At 64.3% G+C, this 19,167-nt stretch carries 16 protein-coding genes and 1 tRNA gene; 9 read left to right on the top strand and 8 right to left on the bottom strand.

Annotation, left to right across the window (positions count from 1 at the left end; all coding sequences use genetic code 11):
* Positions 1 to 25 precede the first annotated feature (25 nt).
* Positions 26 to 469, top strand: coding sequence for a winged helix-turn-helix transcriptional regulator (locus tag AC3WJD_RS13250; RefSeq protein ID WP_492747139.1), 444 nt, complete (start codon positions 26 to 28; stop codon positions 467 to 469).
* On the opposite strand, the gene AC3WJD_RS13245 is transcribed toward AC3WJD_RS13250, so the two are convergent.
* The 6 genes from AC3WJD_RS13245 to AC3WJD_RS13220 all read right to left on the bottom strand — a co-directional run bounded on the left by AC3WJD_RS13245 (position 426) and on the right by AC3WJD_RS13220 (position 11,431).
* Positions 426 to 1,697 carry a dihydrolipoamide acetyltransferase family protein gene (locus AC3WJD_RS13245; RefSeq protein ID WP_492747138.1) on the bottom strand — a complete coding sequence of 424 codons (1,272 nt, stop codon included), beginning with the start codon at positions 1,695 to 1,697 and terminating at the stop codon, positions 426 to 428. The two genes, AC3WJD_RS13250 and AC3WJD_RS13245, sit on opposite strands and share 44 nt — an antisense overlap.
* Positions 1,698 to 1,703: 6 nt before the next feature.
* On the bottom strand, positions 1,704 to 2,708 hold the full coding sequence (locus AC3WJD_RS13240) for an alpha-ketoacid dehydrogenase subunit beta (RefSeq protein WP_492747165.1): 1,005 nt from the start codon (positions 2,706 to 2,708) through the stop codon (positions 1,704 to 1,706).
* 59 nt (positions 2,709 to 2,767) lie between these two features.
* The gene (locus AC3WJD_RS13235; protein WP_492747137.1) at positions 2,768 to 4,039 is read right to left on the bottom strand and encodes a 3-methyl-2-oxobutanoate dehydrogenase (2-methylpropanoyl-transferring) subunit alpha; all 1,272 of its coding nucleotides are present in this window, start codon (positions 4,037 to 4,039) and stop codon (positions 2,768 to 2,770) included.
* A gap of 202 nt (positions 4,040 to 4,241) precedes the next feature.
* A complete protein-coding gene (locus tag AC3WJD_RS13230) occupies positions 4,242 to 7,481 on the bottom strand; it encodes an autotransporter domain-containing protein (protein ID WP_492747136.1) in 3,240 nt (1,079 codons plus the stop codon).
* 284 nt (positions 7,482 to 7,765) lie between these two features.
* On the bottom strand, positions 7,766 to 9,916 hold the full coding sequence (locus tag AC3WJD_RS13225; protein ID WP_492747135.1) for a M3 family metallopeptidase: 2,151 nt from the start codon (positions 9,914 to 9,916) through the stop codon (positions 7,766 to 7,768).
* Positions 9,917 to 10,033: 117 nt separating this feature from the next.
* Complete coding sequence (locus tag AC3WJD_RS13220; protein ID WP_492747134.1) at positions 10,034 to 11,431, bottom strand: Mur ligase family protein; 1,398 nt, start codon at positions 11,429 to 11,431, stop codon at positions 10,034 to 10,036.
* A gap of 56 nt (positions 11,432 to 11,487) precedes the next feature.
* On the opposite strand from AC3WJD_RS13220, the gene AC3WJD_RS13215 reads away from it, so the two are divergent.
* Both AC3WJD_RS13215 and AC3WJD_RS13210 read left to right on the top strand, forming a co-directional pair.
* A complete protein-coding gene (locus tag AC3WJD_RS13215; RefSeq protein WP_492747132.1) occupies positions 11,488 to 12,318 on the top strand; it encodes an LD-carboxypeptidase in 831 nt (276 codons plus the stop codon).
* A 51-nt stretch (positions 12,319 to 12,369) separates the two neighbouring features.
* The gene (locus AC3WJD_RS13210) at positions 12,370 to 13,551 is read left to right on the top strand and encodes a glycosyltransferase family 4 protein (protein WP_492747131.1); all 1,182 of its coding nucleotides are present in this window, start codon (positions 12,370 to 12,372) and stop codon (positions 13,549 to 13,551) included.
* Here the strand turns inward: AC3WJD_RS13210 and AC3WJD_RS13205 are convergent, their stop codons facing one another.
* Both AC3WJD_RS13205 and AC3WJD_RS13200 read right to left on the bottom strand, forming a co-directional pair.
* A complete protein-coding gene (locus tag AC3WJD_RS13205; protein ID WP_492747130.1) occupies positions 13,552 to 13,875 on the bottom strand; it encodes a DUF2218 domain-containing protein in 324 nt (107 codons plus the stop codon).
* Positions 13,875 to 14,456 carry a PadR family transcriptional regulator gene (locus tag AC3WJD_RS13200; RefSeq protein WP_492747129.1) on the bottom strand — a complete coding sequence of 194 codons (582 nt, stop codon included), beginning with the start codon at positions 14,454 to 14,456 and terminating at the stop codon, positions 13,875 to 13,877. The genes AC3WJD_RS13205 and AC3WJD_RS13200 overlap by 1 nt, the downstream gene beginning before the upstream one ends.
* A 106-nt stretch (positions 14,457 to 14,562) precedes the next feature.
* On the opposite strand from AC3WJD_RS13200, the gene AC3WJD_RS13195 reads away from it, so the two are divergent.
* The 6 genes from AC3WJD_RS13195 to AC3WJD_RS13170 all read left to right on the top strand — a co-directional run bounded on the left by AC3WJD_RS13195 (position 14,563) and on the right by AC3WJD_RS13170 (position 19,136).
* Positions 14,563 to 15,876: a replication-associated recombination protein A gene (locus AC3WJD_RS13195; protein WP_492747128.1), complete on the top strand. Its 1,314-nt coding sequence runs from the start codon at positions 14,563 to 14,565 to the stop codon at positions 15,874 to 15,876.
* A 246-nt stretch (positions 15,877 to 16,122) separates the two neighbouring features.
* Positions 16,123 to 17,508, top strand: coding sequence for a serine hydrolase domain-containing protein (locus AC3WJD_RS13190; RefSeq protein ID WP_492747127.1), 1,386 nt, complete (start codon positions 16,123 to 16,125; stop codon positions 17,506 to 17,508).
* Complete coding sequence (locus tag AC3WJD_RS13185; RefSeq protein WP_492747126.1) at positions 17,505 to 17,846, top strand: MmcQ/YjbR family DNA-binding protein; 342 nt, start codon at positions 17,505 to 17,507, stop codon at positions 17,844 to 17,846. The genes AC3WJD_RS13190 and AC3WJD_RS13185 overlap by 4 nt, the downstream gene beginning before the upstream one ends.
* Positions 17,843 to 18,193 (top strand): hypothetical protein, encoded by a 351-nt coding sequence (locus AC3WJD_RS13180; protein ID WP_492747125.1) that lies wholly within the window; start codon positions 17,843 to 17,845, stop codon positions 18,191 to 18,193. The genes AC3WJD_RS13185 and AC3WJD_RS13180 overlap by 4 nt, the downstream gene beginning before the upstream one ends.
* Positions 18,177 to 19,043 carry a hypothetical protein gene (locus AC3WJD_RS13175; protein ID WP_492747124.1) on the top strand — a complete coding sequence of 289 codons (867 nt, stop codon included), beginning with the start codon at positions 18,177 to 18,179 and terminating at the stop codon, positions 19,041 to 19,043. Before AC3WJD_RS13180 ends, AC3WJD_RS13175 begins: the two co-directional genes overlap by 17 nt.
* A gap of 18 nt (positions 19,044 to 19,061) precedes the next feature.
* A tRNA-Thr gene (locus tag AC3WJD_RS13170) sits at positions 19,062 to 19,136 on the top strand.
* Positions 19,137 to 19,167 lie beyond the last annotated feature (31 nt).

Below are 19,167 nucleotides of genomic sequence, written 5' to 3'. Positions count from 1 at the left end.
CATGCAGCACAAAAGCTTTGAAGAAATGGAATGCCCCATCGCCCGCAGCCTCGAGCATGTGGGCGAATGGTGGAGCATCCTCATCCTGCGCGATGCCTTTGCCGGTCTTACGCGCTTCGACGAATTCCAGAAGAGCCTGGGCATCGCGCCGACGATGCTGACGCGACGGCTGGCCGCGCTGGTCGATGCGGGGCTGCTCGAACGGCGGCTCTATCAGGAACGCCCGCCGCGGCACGAATATGTGCTGACGCAGCGGGGTTATGATTTCCAGCCCGTGCTCCTCACGCTCTTCAGCTGGGGGCGCAAGCATTTCGCGGCGCCCGCTTATGACAAGGTGCTGGCCGACACCGAAACGGGTGCGCAGGTCGAGCCCGTGCTCCTCGATCGCCGGACGGGCGCGCCGCTCGACGCGCCCGGTATGATCGTCAATCCGCGAAAAGCAGGACCGGAGTCTCGAGCAGCTTCCTGACCGCCTGGACGTAGCTCGCCGCATCCCAGCCGTCGACGACGCGGTGGTCGCACGAGATCGACAGGTTCATCAGCTTGGCAGCGACGATCTCGCCATCCTTGATGACGGGACGCTCGATCACACGGTTGGGACCGATGATCGCGACCTCGGGACGGTTGATCACGGGCGTGGTCGCAATGCCACCGAGCGGGCCAAGCGACGTCACCGTCAGCGTCGAGCCCGACAGCTCCTCCGACTTGGCCTTGCCGCTGCGCGCGGCGTCGGCCAGCCTTTTGATCTCGGTCGCGAGCTGCCAGATGTTCCTGTCCTGCGCATCGCGGATCACGGGCACCATCAGCCCCGCATCGGTCTGCGTCGCCATGCCGAGATGCACCGAACCGTGGCGCGTCACCACGCCCGCCTCGTCGTCGTAGCGCGCGTTGATCATCGGGAAATCGGGCAGCGCCTTGCAGATCGCGACGATCAGCAGCGGCAGCATGGTGAGCTTGGGCTTGTCCCCGCGATTGGCATTGAGCGCCTCGCGCATCGCCTCCAGCTCGGTGACATCGATTTCCTCGACATAGGTAAAGTGCGGGATGTTGCGCTTGGAGGCTTGCATGTTCTCGGCGATGCGACGGCGCATGCCGATGACCTTTATCGCCTCATCGGTGCGCTTCGCCGACGCGCCCGGCGCGCGGAAACCCTGGCCTGTATTGTAGGTCAGATAGGCGTCGAGATCGGCATGGCGGATGCGATCGCCCTGTGCGGGCCGGACCTGCGACAGATCGATGCCGAGCGAATTGGCGCGCTCGCGCACCGCGGGCGATGCGAGAACGGTGTGGCTCGCCTTCGCCACCGGTTCCGCCTCGACGACTGGCGCGGGTGCAGCGACCGGCTCGGGCTTCGCTTCAATCACAGGCGCCATCGCAACAGGCTCCGCCACGACCTCGGGCCTTTCTTCGACCTCGGCCCGGGGTGCCGGAGCATCTTCCTTGGCCGCGACCTCGCCCTCGGTTTCGATCACGACAAGCGTCGATCCGATAGCGATAACGTCACCGACCTCGCCCGCGACTTCGACAACCTTGCCCGACACCGGCGATTCCATTTCGACGGTCGCCTTGTCGGTCATCATGTCGGCGATCTGCTGGTCTTCCTCGACCGTGTCGCCCACCTTGACGTGCCATGCGACGATCTCGGCCTCCGAGATGCCTTCACCGATGTCGGGGAGCTTGAACGTGAAAAGCGCCATGGCCGGTCAGTCCTTCATGATCTTCTTGAGCGCCTCGCTGATGCGGATGGGACCTGGGAAATAGGCCCATTCGAGGCTGTGCGGATAGGGCGTGTCGAAGCCGGTGACGCGTTCGATCGGGGCTTCGAGATGGTAGAAGCAGCGTTCCTGGACGAGCGCCGAGAGTTCAGCGCCAAAGCCCGAGGTACGCGTCGCCTCATGGACGATCAGGCAGCGCCCCGTCTTCCTCACGGAAGCCTCGATCGTCTCGATGTCGAGCGGGACGAGCGTGCGCAGGTCGACGATCTCGGCATCGACGCCCATCTCGGCAACGGTGTTGGTAACGACATGGACCATCGTGCCGTAGCACAGGATCGTCACCGCCTCGCCCTCGCGGACGACGTTCGCCTTGCCCAGCGGGATCTTGTAATAGCCCTCGGGCACCTCGCCGCCAGGGTGCGCCGACCAGTTCTTGGTCGGGCGGTCATAATAACCGTCGAACGGGCCGTTATAGATGCGCTTGGGTTCGAAGAAGATCGTCGGATCATTGTCCTCGATTGCAGCGATCAGCAGCCCCTTGGCGTCATAGGGGGTCGAGGGGATGACGGTCTTCAGGCCGGAGACGTGCGTGAAGATGCCCTCGGGGCTCTGGCTGTGCGTCTGTCCACCGAAGATGCCGCCGCCGAAGGGCGAACGCACCGTAATTGGCGCGGTGAACTCGCCGGCCGAACGGTAGCGCAGACGCGCCGCTTCGGAGACGAGCTGGTCGAGCGCCGGATAGATGTAATCGGCAAACTGGATCTCGGGCACGGGACGCAAGCCATAGGCGCCCATCCCCACCGCGACGCCGATGATGCCGCATTCGGTGATCGGCGTGTCGAACACACGCGTCTTGCCGTATTTTTTCTGCAACCCTGCGGTTGCACGAAACACGCCACCGAAATAGCCGACGTCCTCGCCCATCACGATGACATTGGCGTCGCGCGCCATCATCACGTCCATGGCGGAGTTGATTGCCTGGATCATGTTCATGCGCTTGTTTTCGCCCGGGCCGTCGGTGACGACGGGCGTATCGATCACGGCTTCGTCGCTCACAGCCCCTTCACCTTCTTCTCGTTGACCGCCTGGTCGAGCTGTTCCTTCAGATGCCAGGGCATCTCCTCGAACACGCCCTCGAACATCGTCTCGAACGGCTGGTGCATGCCATGGCCGAGGATACCGTTCTTCTCGGATTCCTTGGCGGCGGCCTTCACCATTTCGGCGAGTTCGAGATCCATCGCGGCGTGACGCTCTTCGTCCCATTCGCCGAGCACGATCAGATGCTGCTTCAGCCGCGCGATCGGATCTCCCAGCGGCCATTCGCTGCCCTCGTTGGCCGAGCGATACTGGCTGGGATCGTCCGAAGTCGAATGCCCCTCGGCGCGATAGGTGAAATGCTCGATCAGCGTCGGCCCCTGATTGGTCCGCGCGCGCTCAGCCGCCCATTCGGTCGCGGCATAGACCGCGAGCGCGTCGTTGCCGTCGACGCGCAGTCCGGCGATGCCATAACCGACCGCGCGTGCCGCGAACGTCGTCGATTCAGCGCCCGCGAAACCCGAGAAGGACGAGATCGCCCACTGGTTGTTGACCACGTTCATGATCACCGGCGCGCGATAGACACTGGCGAAGGTGCAGGCCGAATGGAAGTCGCCCTCGGCGGTCGAGCCCTCGCCGCACCAGGTTGCCGCAATGCGCGTGTCACCCTTGGCGGCCGAGGCCATCGCCCAGCCCACCGCCTGCGGATATTGCGTGGTGAGGTTGCCCGAGATCGAGAAGAAGCTGCCCTCCTTCGTCGAATACATGATTGGCAGTTGCTTGCCTTGCAGGCGATCGCCCTTGTTCGAGTAGATCTGGTTCATCATGTCGACCAGATCCCAGTCGCGCGCGATCAGCAGGCCCTGCTGGCGATAGCTCGGAAAGCACATGTCGTCGCGGTCGAGCGCAAAGGCCGCGGCCACCGCCACCGCCTCCTCGCCCGTGCACTTCATGTAGAAGCTCGTCTTGCCCTGGCGCTGCGCACGGAACATGCGCTCATCGAACGCGCGCGTCAGCGCCATCGCGCGCAGCATCGCGCGCAGCCGCTCGGGCGAGAGCTTGGGATCCCAGGGGCCGACCGCCCTGCCCTCGTCATCGAGCACGCGGACGAGCGAATAGGCCAGAGGCTGAAAGCTGTCGGGCCTGGCGGTCACGTCGGGGCGCTGCGCTTCTCCCGCCGCGGGGATGACGAGATCGCTGTAATCGGCCTTGTCGCCCGGCCGGAACTTCGGCTCCGGCACGTGCAAGGACAATGGCGGAAGGTTGGCGCGCTTGTGATCGCCGGCCATGGTCTCTCCGTTCGTTTTCCGATTCCCTGTCTAGAAAATAGGCGAGAATCACTGCCACATATTTATTGTTCTGACGCGTTATTAAATTTCAAGCACCGACTCCAGCCTTGAATCGCAATAGGCCCGACCCGGCCGCAAAAAGCCGAAAAACAGGGGCGCGGAACACTGTCCCGCGCCCCATGCTGTAGCACAATTCCGCGCTTCAGAAGCGGTAAGCGAAGTCCAGAACCGCCCGGTCGTCGCGGAAATCGCTCCGTGCAAAGCTGCTTTCGACCCCAGCGCCGATGCTGAGCGGCCCATTGTCGAGCCTGAGCCCGCCCTTGATCTCGCCCCACGCCTTGTCGCGACCCGCAAAGGGCAGCGCAAAGGCGATATCGGGCGCCGCGGCGAAGCGGACGTTGAAGCTGTCCGCGCCGCCCGCAAGCGTGCTGACGAGATCAACGCCGACTTCGGGCCTGAAGGTCCAGGCACGGGCGCTGCCGAGCGAGCCCGTCATGCGCACGCCCAGCCGGCTCTCGATACGGTCGATATTGATGTCGTCGACCGCCAGCGCCAGCTCGCCGCCACGTTCCTGATAGCCGTCGAGATTGTAGGAACGATAGGCAAGCTGCGCGCGCGGCGTCAGCATGATCCCGGTGCCGGTGTCGACATTGACGCCCAACTCGGCCTGAAGGTCGTAGGTCGTGGCACTGGTGTCGCCCGCCAGGTTGCCCGTCATGAAGCCCGCCGCGGTGTTACGCTGCAGGCCGATGCGCGTGTGCGACACTGCCGCAAGACCACCCGCATAGACGCCGCCGCCCAGTCGGTAGCTGCCATAGAACGCCGCCTGGTTGGTAACAGCCTCGGCCTCCGATCCGCTGAAGCGGCTGACGCCGTCGACATGCCCGAAGGCCGTCCCGATCGTCACCCTGTCGTCGAGCGCCATTTCAAGGCCCATCGCCATGTGCCAGCTGTCACGGCCACTTGTCAGCCCACGCGCCGAAAATGCTGTGGCGTTGCGATCGAACCCGCCCGCGATGAAACCGCTCATGTTCTCGGGCAAGGCCCCCAGCTGGCGCGACTGCGGTGCAAAGCTGTTGGCAAAACTGAGTTGCGCCGCCGAAGACGCCGAAAGCGTCTGGCCGGGCACAGACATCAGTACCTCGGGCGATCCAACGACGGTGAAGCGCCCGCCGCGGGCCTGACCGGTGCCGAGCATCGACAGTCGTTCGCCGATCACGTTGAGCACGATCGAAGACTGCTGCTCGTCGAGCAGGCTCGCTTCATCCGCGACGCGTGGCGACAGGCCACGGAAGGTCGCAGCCAGCGCCTGCGGCTCCATGATGTCGACCGCGCCGAACAGCCCGTAGAGGCTGTTGTACGATCCGCCGCGCAGCGAATCGAGCGCGTTGGCGAAGGCCAGCTCGGTCCCGCCGAAGCCGGCAAGGAAGTTGACGAAACTGCCCGCCTGAAGCTTCAGCGTCACATCGTTGGCGCCATAGGTCAGCACGGGCTTGAGCACGCCGATTCCGCCCACCACCGAGTTAAAGGTTCCGTCCACCCCGCCATCAGCGGTGATGATCTGGAAGCTGTCACCCTGCCGCGGCGCGGCGCCTAGCAACGCGCGCACGAACGCCGCGGTGCCGCCCAGCGATATGATGCCGGTGTTGTCCGCATCGCCCGTGACAACGATCTTGTCGGTCCTGGGCCGCGACACGTCGAATACCGTCAAAGCGCCTGACGCGAGGATGACGTCGCCTGCAATCGTCAACGTGCCCGCACCGCCTGCGGTGCCGGGGAGCACCGCCGCCTGCACGACGGTCAGCCAGGTCGGGTCGATCTTGCCACCGCCGCTCAACAGACCGCTTACGAACAGCGCCTCACCCGTGGTCAGCGTGCCGTGCACCTCGCTCCACCCGCTATACTGGGTGTAGTCGCCCCAGACCTTGAGCGACCCCGAGGGCCGGATGCTCAGCATTGCTCCGCTGTCGAGCGCCATGCGATCGATTGTCACCGCACTGTTGAGGGTGGTCGAGCTCAGCCCCTTGAGCGTCACGTCATAATAGCGCGCCTTGATACCCTGGGTCGGGTTGGCGACGACATTGTTGGGCACGAAACCCGTCGAGCCGGGCCCACCGGGGATGAAGATGCTGTTGGGCGTGCCCTCGCCCGGATCGACACTCTCGTCTGCAAGGTCGACGCAGTCATCCAGGAAGCAGATCTTTCCGAACTTGACCGTATCTCCGCTCACCCCGAGGGCCGGCGTCCCGGGCAGCGCGTTGACCAACTGACCGTTCACATCGATCGCATAATTGGGATCCATCGTCTGGACCCAGTGATTGGGATCGGTCCAGTTGCCCACGGCCTTGCGATTGGTCGCATAGACATAGCTGTTGTTGGCAACGATCTGGTCCCAGAACAGGAACAGCGGCTGGTAGAAGCTGCTCGTGCCATAGGTGGAGAAGGGCTGCCCCGAGAAGAAACTGGTTCCGCCCGACAGCACAGCCGCCACCACCGGGCGGTCATAACGCTGATCCACGACAAGCGGCCCGCCCGAGTCTCCGCCCGCGGTGGTGCCTTCGCGCGGCAACGCCGGACCGTCGAACAGGTCGAAATCGAAGTTGCCCGTCGCAGGATCAAAGGCAGCCTGCCCCGCCGGACTGTCGAAATCGAGCTGATAGAGACTCTGCGGCAAACCGCTCGGGGCACCGAACAGGAACTCGTCCAAATCGTCGAGCGATCCGAGCATTGAAAGCATGTTCTCCGCGGCGCGGCGCCGGAAATCGATGCCCTGCGCTGGGTTGGCGCTGGTCCCGCGCGTGCCGTAGCCGATGATCTGCGCGTGCGTCTCCTCGGTCAGCGGAGAAAAGAGCAGCGTCCAGGTCGGAATGTCGAAGGCCGGCGTATCCAGCGTTGCAAGAGCGACGTCTGCCTCGAGAAAGTTGAGATTGGGACCTAGCGCCAGCGAGCGCGGATCGTACCAGACCTGTTCGGCATTGTAGATCGAAAACGCCAGATCGGTGGCGTGGAGCGTCCCGCCATCAAGGCCCAGCCAGCGCCGCACCGCGGGGCGATTAGCGTCCGAAAAGCCGAAGCTGATCGCCGTGCCGCCGGTGGCCGAGCCATAGCTTTCGGCCGCCTGATCGTTCACGCAGTGCGCCGCGAAGATCACGGTGCGCGGATTGATCAGCGTGCCGGTGCACAGCCCGACAAACCCGCCGCCCACGTCGACCACCATCTGCCCGACGCCGGTGATGCCGCTGTCGAGGATGCCGGCGGGCGGTGGCAGATTGGGAGAAAGGTCGTTGCGGATGATGATGTCAGGCGATCGCTGGGCGATCTCGGGTCGTGGGGCATCGGTGCTCTGCGCCAAGGCAGGACTGGCGGCCGCGGCGAGGCTCGCAAGCGCCGCTGCCCCCATGAGAATGCGACGCAGAGAACGGACGTTCGCTGAAGAAGTCATGACTCTCTCCCGGATCGCGGCGAATACGGCGTCCGGGCAGAGACTTATCCGCCGAACCGACTCGCCAGATGAACGGGAGATTAATCGAACGCGCGCCTCAGCATAGGGGCGCGGACTTGACGAAAATCAAGCAAACCCTTGTTAAACAAAGCGCATCGCAGTGCTCGATGAGCGAGTGACGCAGCCTGCGCCGATTATTTCGATATCGAAATAAAATTCACACCCTTAAGGGAAAGACCCCATGCGTATTCTTACGCATGGGGTCTCTCTGACTTGCCCGTCGATCAATTCGTTGGAAAACCGCGCTTCTTCAGCAACGCCTTCACGTCGGGATCGCGGCCGCGGAATGCCCGATAGGCCTCGGCGCGGTCGGTCTCGTTGCCCGTCGACAGCAGCACCTTGCGGAAACGGTCGGCGGTCGCCTTGTCCCAGACATTGCCCGTCTCCTCGAACGCCGCCCAGGTGTCGGCATCCATCGTCTCGGACCAGAGATAGCTGTAATAGCCCGCCGAATAGCCGTCATCGGCGAAGAGGTGATTGAACTGCGGCAGGCGGTGCCGCATCACCATTTCCTTCGGCATGCCGATCTCGGCGAGCGCTTGGCGTTCGAAGGCCTTGGGATCGGTGACGGGCGTGTCGCGATCGTGCAGTTTCATGTCGAGGATCGCCGACGACAGATACTCGACCGTCGCGAAACCCTGATTGAAGGTCTTCGACTTTTCGATCTTGTCGAGCAGCGCCTGCGGCATCGGCGCTCCGGTCTTGTAATGGCGGGCATATTTGTCGAGGACATCACGCGTCAGCAGCCAGTTCTCGTTCACCTGGCTGGGATATTCGACAAAATCGCGCGGCGTACCGCCAAGGGCGGGATAATAGACATCCTGCAGGAAATAGTGGATCGCGTGGCCAAACTCGTGGAACAGCGTCTCGGCATCGTCGAGGCTGATCAGCACGGGCTCGCCGGGTGCACCCTTGACGAAATTGTTGTTGTTCGAGGCCAGCACATTGCGTTCGCCGCCCAGTCCCTGCTGGCTGCGATAGGTGGTCATCCACGCGCCCGAGCGCTTGCCGGGCCGTGCGAAGCCGTCGAAATAGAAAACGCCTACATTGGAGCCATCGCGCTTGTCGGTGACAGCGAAGGTGCGGACGTTCGGGTCGAACACCGGAATCTCGCCCGTATTTTCCTTGAAGTCGAGGTCATAGAGCCGGCCCGCCGCGTAGAAGGCACCGTTCAGGATGTTGTTGAGCTCGAGATAGGGTTTGATCTCGGCTTCATCGAGATCGTACTTCGCCTTGCGGACCTTCTCGGCATAGAAACGATAGTCCCACGGCGCGATCGTGATCTTCGCGCCTTCCTTATCGGCGACCGCCTGCATGTCGGCGACCTCCTCCTTCACACGCGCGACCGCCGCGGGCCATACGCGCATCATCAGGTCCATCGCGCGCGCGGGATCCTTCGCCATGGTGTCGTCCATGCGGTACCAGGCATGGTTCTTGAAACCGAGGATCTTCGCGCGTTCGGCGCGTAGCGCGAGGATATTGGCGATCGTCGCATTGGTATCGTTGGCGTCGCCATTGTCGCCGCGGCTGACAAAGGCACGCCACACCTTCTCGCGCAACGCACGGCTGGTTGCGTTGGCGAGCACCGGCTGGACGGAGGAGCGCGTGTTGACGATCACCCATTTGCCGCCGAGCTTGCGCTCGTCGGCCGCGGCCTTCAGTGACGCGACGAAGCTGTCGGGCAGCCCGGCCAGATCGGCCTGGTTGTCGACGACGATCCATTTTTCCTCATCGGCCAGCACCTTGGCGCTGAAATCCGAAAAGGCGGTCGCGAGCTGCTGGTTGATCTCGCTGACGCGCGCCTTCTGCGCAGCATCGAGCAGCGCGCCCTGACGGACGAAACCGCGATAGTCGCGCTCGACGATGCGGAGTTGCACGGGCGTCAGGCCAAGCGAGGCGCGCTTGTCATAGACCGCCTTGTAGCGCGCGAAGAGCTTGGGATCGAGGTTGATCTCATCATGGAAGGCCGCGATCTTCGGACTCCATTCCCGATCGATCTTCTGGACCTCGGCATTGGATTCGTTGCTCTGCTGCACCCCCCAGAGCGAGAAGAGGCGCTCCATCGTGCCGCCCGTCAGCTGCATCGCTTCGTTGACGTTCTGGAAGGTGGCGGGCGCAGGATTGTCGCGGACGGCCTGCACCTCCTTGCGCAGTTCCTCCATCGCCGCGGCGAAAGCGCCCGGGAATAGTGTCGGCTGCATCTTGTCCCAGGGAGGAACACCCTCATACGGGCCCGTCCACTTCTGGAGCATCGGGTTGGCCTCGGCCTTCATGGCCTGGGTACGTTGCTCCGCGTCACTGGCAAGCGCCGCGCTCATGGGAACCGAAACCGCAAGCAGCGAAGCGCCGGCGGCAAGCAGGGTGTGAATGCGCAAATCATGTCTCCGGAAAATCCGTTGTGCGATGGCACGCGTTGCTGCCTGTGATCGCGCCAAGCTGGACCGGATTTCGACAAAAGGTCAACCGCAACCGACGAACGACGTGACGCGTCATCAAAGCGCCGCAAGCACCTCCGCGGCAAACTGGGTCAGCGTGTCGTCGCGCGCACCCATGATGACGATGCGATCGCCAGGCTGCGCCAGCGTCACCAGCCGCGCGCCCGCGGCGAAGCGCTCCGCGACATGCTCTGCCTGACGCCCAGCGGCGCTCACCCCCGCGATGATGTCGGCGGTGCCGACGCTGCGGTCGGTGGTGCCGCCGTAATAGACCGGGTCGGGCATGATGAGCACGTCCTCGGGCGCCAGATGTTCGGCAAAGGTCCCGATCAGCTCGTTCTTCATCACCTTCAGCGGGCCATAGCCGTGCGGCTGGAACAGCGCGAGCAACCGGCCGGGAAAGGCGTGTAGCGTGGAAAGCGTCGCGGCGATCTTGTCGGGATTGTGCCCGAAATCGTCGATCACCGTCACACCCTTGGCGGTGCCCACGATATCCATCCGCCGTGACAGGCCGGCAAAGCCGGAGATCGCCTCGGCCGCATCGGCAAGCGACACGCCGCAGGCGCGCGCCGCGCCGATCGCGGCGAGCGCGTTGGACACGTTATGCCGGCCGGGAACAGCCAGCTGAACGCGCACGCGTGTCCCGTCGGCCTTCTCGATCGCGGTGAAGGCGATGCCGTCGGGCGCCTCGACCAGATCCTCCGCGCGCAGATAGGCATTGCCGCGGTCGATGCCGAAGCTCAGCACGCGTTCCTCGGGCAGGATCGCCGCGAGCTTGGCGACCTCGTCATTGTCGAGGTTGAGCACCGCGCATTCGGCCTTGCCGATGAAGCTGCCAAACAGGCTGCGCAGTTCCTCCATCGACTTGTGATCAAGCGAGATGTTGTTCAGCACCGCGATCCTGGGATCGAACAGCGCGATCGATCCGTCACTCTCGTCGATCTCGCTGACGAAATACTGGTCGCCGCCGACGAGCGCGCTGGCAAAGGGCGCATCGTCCGCCACGAAATTCTTCATCACCGCGCCGTTCATCACCGTCGGGTTGCGACCCTTGGCGCTGAGCATCCAGCCGATCATTCCGGTGACGGTCGATTTGCCGCTGGTGCCCGCGACTCCGATGCTGGTCGGCGCGGCGTTGAACAGTTCGGCGAGCAGCTCGGCGCGGCGCAGCTCCCTGGCGCTCAGCGCGCGGGCCTTGACCACATCGGGAATCGTGTCCTCGACCGCGGCGGAGGTCACGAGCGTCTGAAAGCCGCTCGTCACGCCACTGCCATCCTGCGGAAACAGTTCGATGCCCTGCGCGCGCAGATAGTCGAACTTGGCGGCGGTGCGGCCCTGATCCAAGGACCGGTCGGAGCCCTTCACTTCATGCCCCTGGGCGCGCACGATGCTGGCGAGCGGCAGCATCCCGCTGCCGCCGATACCGCAAAAGAAATAGCTTTTGGTCCTGTTCATGGCGGCGCGCTATTGACGGTTTTGACGCAATCGGCAAGCCGGGCGGGATGAGTGCCATGAAAACCACGCGGATCGGCGTTGTCGCGCCGAGTTGCCCGATCGACCGCGAGGTCGCCGAACGCGTTTCGGCGTGCGGAGCGGCGCTTTACGGCGACTCCGCACCCGAGATTCTCTTCCATCCGCAATGTTTTATGACTCACGGCCATTTCGCGGGTGACGATGCGGTGCGTGCCGCCGCCTTTGTCGAATATGCCAATAATCCGGCGATCGACGCGATCTGGTTCGCGCGCGGCGGCTATGGCTCGTGCCGCATTTTGGAGACCGCGCTCCCCCGGCTGGGCGACGCCGCGCGCGCCAAACAATGGCTCGGCTATTCGGACGCGGGGAGCCTGCTCGGCGCGCTCTATGGCGCGGGTTTCGACCAGATCGCGCACGGCCCGATGCCCGCCGATGTCCGCCGCGCGGGCGGTGAAGCCGCGATCGATCGCGCGCTCCGCTGGCTGGTCGAAGGCGCGATCGATTCGGTCGAACGCCATGCGGCAAACGAGCGCGCGGTGGCGTTCAACATGACGATCCTCAGCCACCTGATCGGCACCCCCTTCCAGCCCGATCTCACCGATCATGTCCTCATGCTCGAAGAGGTGTCGGAGCATCACTACCGGATCGACCGCACGCTGTTCCACATCACCAGCAACCCCGCGATCCGCCGCGTCGCGGGCATCCGGATCGGCCGCGTGAGCGACGTGATCGAGAACGACCGGCCCTTCGGCCATGACGTTGACGAGATCGTCGCGCACTGGTGCGCGGCTTCGGGCATTCCGCTGCTCGGTACTGCCGACATTGGGCATGACGCTGAAAACATGGTGGTTCCCTTCGGCGGCCCCTGATCGCCTTCGCAGTGGCAATTTTCGTCGCAAGCCATTATCGGCTGGCCGCTTATGGACGTCACCGATCTCCGCATCGCGCTGTTCAGCGGGAACTACAACTATGTCCGGGACGGCGCCAACCAGGCGCTGAACCGCCTTGTCGGCTACCTGCTGCGTCAGGGCGGGCAGGTGCGCGTCTATTCGCCGACGACCGACACACCAGCCTTCGAGCCGGCGGGCGATCTTGTCAGCATCCCGTCGATGGCGATCCCCGGCCGCGCCGAATATCGCGCACCGCTTATGATCCCGCCGTCGATCAAGCGCGACATCAAGCGTTTCGGGCCCAACATCCTCCATGTTGCGAGCCCCGAGATGCTCGGCCATCGCGCCGTCACGCTCGCGCACAATTGGAACAAGCCCGTCGTCGCATCGGTGCATACGCGCTTCGAGACCTATCTGCGCTATTACGGCCTTGCCTTCATGGAGCCGCTCGCACTCGCGATGTTGCGGCGCTTCTACCGGCGCTGCGACGCGATCTTCGCGCCTTCCGATTCGATGGCGCAGCTGCTGCGCGATCAGCGGATGAACTATGATGTCGGCATCTGGTCGCGCGGGATCGATCAGGAAATCTTCAATCCCAACCGCCGCGACATGGCGTGGCGCCGCGAGATGGGGATCGCCGATGACGAGGTCGCGATCGGCTTTGTCGGCCGCCTCGTCATGGAAAAGGGCCTCGATGTCTTTTCCGACACTGTTGACGCGCTGAGCAAGCGCGGCGTGAAGCACCGCGTGCTGATCGTGGGCGAAGGCCCCGCACGGCCCTGGTTCGCCGATCGCCTCCCCTCGGGCATCTTCGCGGGCTTCCAGGCGGGCCCCGATCTCGGCCGCGCGGTCGCGTCGATGGACATGCTGCTCAACCCCTCGGTCACCGAAACCTTCGGAAACGTCACGCTCGAAGCGATGGCCACGGGCCTGCCCGTGGTCGCCGCACGCGCGACGGGCAGCGAAAGCCTCGTCACCGACGGCGTCACCGGCCGGCTCGTTCGCCCCGGCGCGATCAAGGACTTCGCGGACGCGCTCCAGCATTATTGCGAGAACGCCGAAGCGCGCGCCGCCGCAGGTGAAGCTGGCCGGCAGGCCAGCGATCGCTACGGCTGGGACGCGGTGAACCAGGCGCTGATCGACGGCTATCTGCGCGTCATCCGTCAGCGCGAGGCCGGCAGCAGCCCGCCCCGCCCCAGCCCGGTGCCCTGATCAACCCGCGGGTTGCCAGTCGAAGTTGAGCGGCGCTTCCCGAAAGGCGAAGCGATCGAGATGGCGCGCGACCGCGCCCTTCAGCCCTTCGAGCTGTCCATCGACGCTCGCATCGATCCTGACCGCCAGCCCGTCCGCCCCTGCTTCGAAGGTCACCAGCGCATCCCCCGGCCAGTCCGCGCCGCGCGCGTCCTTCGGGAACACCACCGTGCCATGTTCGGGCGTGAACTCCACCTTCAGATTGTGTGCCCAGTGCTTGCACAGCTGCTGAAGATAGCGGCTGCCATGCGGCGTCCGCACATGCGCGGCTGCGCTTGCTGTCATCATTTCAGCCTTTCAATCTTCTGTGCGGCCTCGTCGATGATCGCCGCGATGCCGTGGAGAAGGTCGATATCCGCATCGTCTTCGCCGAGCCGGTTCTGCAGCACCGAGCGCAGATTGCCCATCGCGCGACGGACGGGCGCCGCCTCGCTGCGCGCGCGCTGCGCGCCGATCTCGCGAAGCCGCGCGAACAGCGCCTCGACTTCCTCGGCACGTTCGTCGAGATAGTCGCGTCCGGCACGCGTGATCGAAAAGAGCCGCTTCACGCCCTCGCTCTTGGCCTCGTCGATCATCGCCATGTCCTCGAGCAAGGTCAGCGTCGGATAGATGACGCCAGGGCTCGGTGCATAGGCGCCGCTGGTCAGCTCCTCGATCTCACGGATCAGGTCATAGCCGTGCCGCGGCTGATCGCCGATCAGCTTGAGCAGGACGAGCTTGAGCTCGCCGCCTTCGAACATCCGCCGCCGACCGCGACCACCGCCGGACGACCATTCGCCCCAGCCGTGCTTGCCCCAGCCCCTGTGCCCCCACATCGCCTGATAACTGCGCGAACCGCAGCCGCGCCCTGCGCTGACAAAAAACATGTCTCTTCATCCTTCATATCGAGTCTTGATGCGTCTAAGATATATCTTGATAGCCATTGCACAAGGGGCTGGTGCATTTTACCCCCGCGCGCCTAGATAGGCTGGCATGGCCGATCTTTTCGCACCCGACGAACCCGATACGAACGCCGTTACAAGCGCCCCGCTCGCCGATCGCCTGCGCCCGCAACGGCTCGACGATGTCGTCGGTCAGGAGCATCTGACCGGCCCTGAAGGTGCCATCGGGCGGATGGTCGCCGCCGGCCGCCTTTCATCGATGATCCTTTGGGGCCCACCCGGCACGGGCAAGACCACGATCGCGCGGCTGCTCGCCGACGCGGTAGGCCTGCGCTTCGTCGCGATCTCGGCGGTGTTCTCGGGCGTCGCCGACCTCAAGAAAGCCTTTGCCGAAGCGCGTGAGCATGCGCGCATGGGGCACCGGACATTGCTGTTCGTGGACGAGATCCATCGCTTCAATCGCGCGCAGCAGGATGGATTCCTGCCCTATGTCGAAGATGGAACCGTCACGCTCGTCGGTGCCACCACCGAAAATCCCAGCTTCGAACTGAACGCGGCTTTGCTCAGCCGCGCCCAGGTACTTATCCTCAACCGGCTCGACAGCACCGCGCTAGAAACGCTGTGCGAGCGTGCCGAGGCGCTTGAGGGACGAGCTATCCCGCTCACCACCGACGCGCGCGCCGCGCTGATCGCGAGCGCCGATGGCGATGGCCGCTTCGTGCTTAACCAGATCGAGACGCTCTTCTCGGTGACGATCGACGAACCGCTCGATCCCGCGGGGCTCGCCGCATTCCTGCATCGCCGGGTCGCGGTCTATGACAAGGACCGCGAAGGCCATTACAACATCATCTCGGCGCTTCACAAATCGCTGCGCGGCTCGGACCCGCAGGCGGCGCTGTACTATCTCGCGCGCATGCTCACCGCGGGTGAGGAACCGCTCTATGTGCTGCGTCGGCTGGTGCGCTTTGCGTCGGAGGATATCGGCCTCGCCGATCCGCAGGCGCTCGTCCAATGCCTCGCCGCCAAGGACGCCTATGATTTTCTCGGCAGTCCCGAGGGCGAGCTCGCGATCGTCCAGGCGTGTCTCTACCTCGCCACCGCCCCCAAGTCGAACGCTGCCTACAAGGCGCAGAAGGCAGCGTGGAAATCGGCACGCGAGACGGGCTCGCTGATGCCGCCCAGGAACATCCTCAACGCCCCGACCAGGCTCATGAAGCAGATCGGCTATGGCAAGGACTATGCCTATGACCATGACGCCGAGGAGGGCTTTTCGGGCGACAATTACTGGCCCGAGGAAATGCGGCCTGAGATCTATTACACCCCCGTCGATCGTGGTTTCGAGAAACGGATCGCGGAACGGCTGGCCTATTGGGAGGAACTGCGCACGAAGCGGCGTGACAATTGATGCGAAGGCGCTGTCCTACACCCGCGCGATTTGCCATGATCCGCGGCATGACGTGCCCCGCCGCAATTCCCGTTTACGATCGCATTGATCGAGGCGCTCGATCAAACTTCCAGGCGAAATGCCCAAAAACAGCGACAAGGAACGGTGTGAACTTTGCTCCTTTTCATTAACGAAATCGATCAGTCCGCACGAACCATCTGCCGCGGCGAAGGCCGGAGCCCAGCCCTGAGCAAACGACTCCGGACCTTGGCCGTCGCCGGGGCACTCCTTTGTTTGCCTTCGCAGTCCCCGGCGCAGCAGAGGGAGCCCACGACCTACGACCGCGCCATCGCCGCCGGGTACAAGGCGCTGACGCTGTGCAGCGGGATCTTCAACGCGGGGCGTACACAGGCGCAGATCGAAGCGCTGGAGCTGAAGGGCATCTATCCTGAGTATGATGCGATCGTACCGACGCTAAAGGCTAAGGTCGAGCACACCAAGGGCAGCATGACAGCAACGGTGACCGTGCCCTTTGATAAAGAGCTCCCGGCGCGTGCCGCCTATTGGTCTCTCGATCGCGGCTGCACCATAATGCCTATCGGCAGCGTGTTTCAATGGCTGGACATATTGACCACCAGAGCGCCTCGAAAACCGACGACTGATGTCGACAGGCTGATCTGGCCAGCAGGCGACACCCAGGCCGAAGCAAAACCGTCCGGCAATGCAACCGCCCTGGCTACCACCGTAAACGGCGCTCTTGGGGAGGCGTTCAGCAGCACGAATGCACAAACTACTGCGACGATCGTGGTGCAAAACGGCAAGATAGTCGCAGAAAAATATCGTGATGGCTTCGGCCCGCACGTTTCGCAGCGCACATGGTCGGTGGCCAAGAGCCTGACCGGCACGCTGGTGGGCATCGGGATACGCCAGGGCTTGCTCGCGACAGATCAGGGTTCCGGTGTTCCGGAATGGCAGACTGACATAGACCCGCGCCGTGAGATCACCCTCGACCAGCTTCTGCGCATGGCGAGCGGACTCCACAGCGAAACCGCGGGCAACCGCACCGATGCTCTCTATTTCGGCGGGACGACAGTTACGCAGGAAGTGACCGCATGGCCGCTCGACGCAATGCCGGGCACGCGCTTTCGCTACGCAAATAACGATACGGTACTCGCGATGCGCGCCCTGCGCGCGAAAGCAGGTGAGCAGGTCTATGCCGGCTTTCCGCAAAAGAAACTCTTCGACAAGCTTGGCATGACCCGCACGGTCGCCGAGACCGACTGGCAGGGTAATTTCATCCTGTCGAGCCAGGTCTGGTCCACCGCGCGCGATCTTGCGCGTTTCGGGCTGCTCTACCTCAACGACGGCGTCTGGAACGGCGAGCGCATCCTGCCCGAGGGCTGGGTGAAGTACGTCACCACCCCTTCGGGTCCGCAGCCCGAGGGTGAGTTCGGCTATGGCGCCACCTTCTGGCTGATGAACAAATCGCCCGGCGTGCCCGCCGACACCTTCGCCGCCTTCGGCAATCGCGGGCAATATGTCGTCATCGTTCCGAGCCGCAAGGTGGTTATCGTCCGTCGCGGCGAGGACCCCGCGGGCGCACGCTTCGACATCGCCAGGTTCACCGCCGATATACTCGCGAGCCTCGAATGAAGGATTGGGACGAGGTCGTCGCCTTTGCGTGCGCGCTGCCCGATGTCGCGATGGCACCCTTTTACGGCACACCCTGTCCCAAGGTGAACGGCAAGGCCTTCGTCTCCCCCGGCCGCGAAGCCGGCAGCTTCTGCCTGCTCGTGAACATGGATGAAAAGCTGCTGCTGATGGAGACCGATCCCCGGACTTTCTGGGAGACCGATCACTATCGCAACTATCCCGCGGTGCTCGTCCGCTACCGTAGTGGCGATGACGAACGGATCCGCACCTATATCGAACGCGCATGGTGGGATCGTGCCAGGAAGCCGCAGCGCGCGGCGTTCGGAGAGCGTCCTTGAGCTTCGGTTGGGATGAGGCGGTGGCCTTCGCGCTGACGCTGCCCGGCGTGACGATGGGCGCGGGCGCGAAAGGCTCGACCAGCCCGCAGGTGCGCGGCCAGCAGATCGTCTCGCAGGGTCGCGCGCCCGGCACCTATGTGCTGCGCGCGACGCGCGAGGAGATCGAGGTGCTCAAGCAGACCGATCCCGACTGTTTCTGGCAGACGCCGCAATATGAGGGCTGGCCGACCGTGCTCGTGAACGCGGAGGCGGCCGATCCCGATCGGATGAAGATCCTGATCGGACGCGCATGGTGGGATCGGGCGTCGAACAGGCAACGGGCGGATCGCGGTGGCCAGCGTCCCTGACCATTTCACGCGCTTCGCGGTGGTCGACTGGTCGGGCGCCAAGGGCAGCGCCCACAAGGGCATCGCGCTTGCGCTGTGCGAGGCGGGCAACGCCGCGCCGGTGCTCGTCGATCCCCCCGGTCGCGCCTGGTCGCGCGAGGCGATTGCAGCGTGGATCGAGGTTCGCGCCGCCGAACCGCTGCTCATCGGCTTCGATTTCAGCTTCGCCCCCCCGCGCATTGCGCGTGGCAGCTATCTGCCGGGCGAGGCGGTGCCCGACGCTGCCAAGGCCTTCTGGGGCTATGTCGAGCAGAGCTGCGACGATGCCGACCTCGGCGCGGCGAGCTTCCTTGAGGCCCATCATCGCCGCCATTTCTATTTTGGCGCGGCCGACGGTCGAAAGGCCGATTACATGCACCTGCGCCAGTGCGAGGTGCACTACAACGCGGGTGGTGGCGGCAAGCCATCCACCGTCTATGACGCGATTGGCGCCGCGCAAGTGGCCAAGGCGAGCTTTGCAGGGATGCGCACGCTCAACCGGATCGCGCGGCACGTGCCCGTCTGGCCCTTCGATCCCGCGCCGCGCTCGGGCGCACTCGTGGTCGAGATCTACACCGCGATCGCCGCACGCGCCGCGGGGCTCCGCAAGGGGCTGAGCAAGATCCGCGATGCCGATGCGCTCGATGCCGCGCTCGCGGTTTTCGGGTCACGCCCGCACCAGCCACTCGCCCGCTATGACGATCATGCCACCGACGCCATCCTGACCGCGGCCTGGCTCCGCGCCAATGCCCGAACCGAGGCGCTCTGGCATCCGTCGCTCCTCACGCCCGAAATTGCCCAAAGCGAGGGCTGGACCTTTGGCGTCGTTTGAAGCATTGGGGCGGCGAGAGCCGGATTAGCACAGTGGTAGTGCAGCGGTTTTGTAAACCGAAGGTCGGGGGTTCGAATCCCTCATCCGGCACCAAGCCTCCCCAAGCCCTTGGGGAAGCTAGAAA

The organism is Sphingobium sp. FW306-1B-F04DB (genome assembly GCF_058781925.1).
Note: the sequence above shows the minus strand (reverse complement) of the source record. Positions and strands in the feature narration are given on the sequence as shown.